We start from the raw sequence: 651 nt of genomic DNA on the forward strand, positions 1-651 counted from the left end.
TAGGAGGGCTTCATCGAGGCGGTCTCGGAGGCAAAGAGGCGGGGAAGAACAGGCGGCGTATACTCGCAACCCGCGTGAGTTACGAGTTGGTCCTTCAGGCGCGGGCTCCAGGCGCCCCCTACGATGAGACGCGGGTGGACGCCCTGCTGGCGGCGCGCCCGGGGACCGTCCGCCCGGACGGCGTGCGCGAGTGGGACCTGGGGGTGGGCGTCGTGGAGGTGCTGCCCCTGCGCGACGGCAAGCGGGTGGTGGGCACGGAGCTGCGCGTGCCGCTGGAGGACCGCGAGGAGCTCATCCGCGAGGCCCTGACCGAAGCCGCCGCGCTGGCCCACAAGGCCCAGCTCCGGCTGTTCGACCCGCAGCTGGGAGAGGTCCTCACGGGCTCCGCCACGGAGCGGGTGGTGGAGCAGTACCTGCGCACGGAACTCTACCGGCGCACCGCGAAGCCCATGGAGATCACCCCCGGCCTGGAGGAGGCGATGAACCGGGCGGAGCGGGTGGACCGCCTGGGCCTGCCGTCCGAGCGCATGTCGCTGTCGACGCGGCTGGTGCTCTTCGCGGTGGGCGGCTTCGCCATCCTCTTCTTCGTGATGCGCTTCCTGATGGAGCAGCTCAACGGCGGGTGAGCCGGGCGGGGGGCCACCCCATGGG

The 651-nt window shown here is 71.9% G+C and carries 1 protein-coding gene; it reads left to right on the forward strand.

What is annotated here, in order from left to right; translation table 11 throughout:
• Positions 1-74 precede the first annotated feature (74 nt).
• Positions 75-626, forward strand: a complete 552-nt coding sequence (locus D7W79_RS42540; RefSeq protein WP_120530797.1) for a hypothetical protein — start codon at positions 75-77, stop codon at positions 624-626.
• Positions 627-651 lie beyond the last annotated feature (25 nt).

Origin of the sequence: Corallococcus exercitus (assembly GCF_003611585.1) — a bacterium.
In the GTDB taxonomy this organism is placed as follows: domain Bacteria; phylum Myxococcota; class Myxococcia; order Myxococcales; family Myxococcaceae; genus Corallococcus; species Corallococcus exercitus.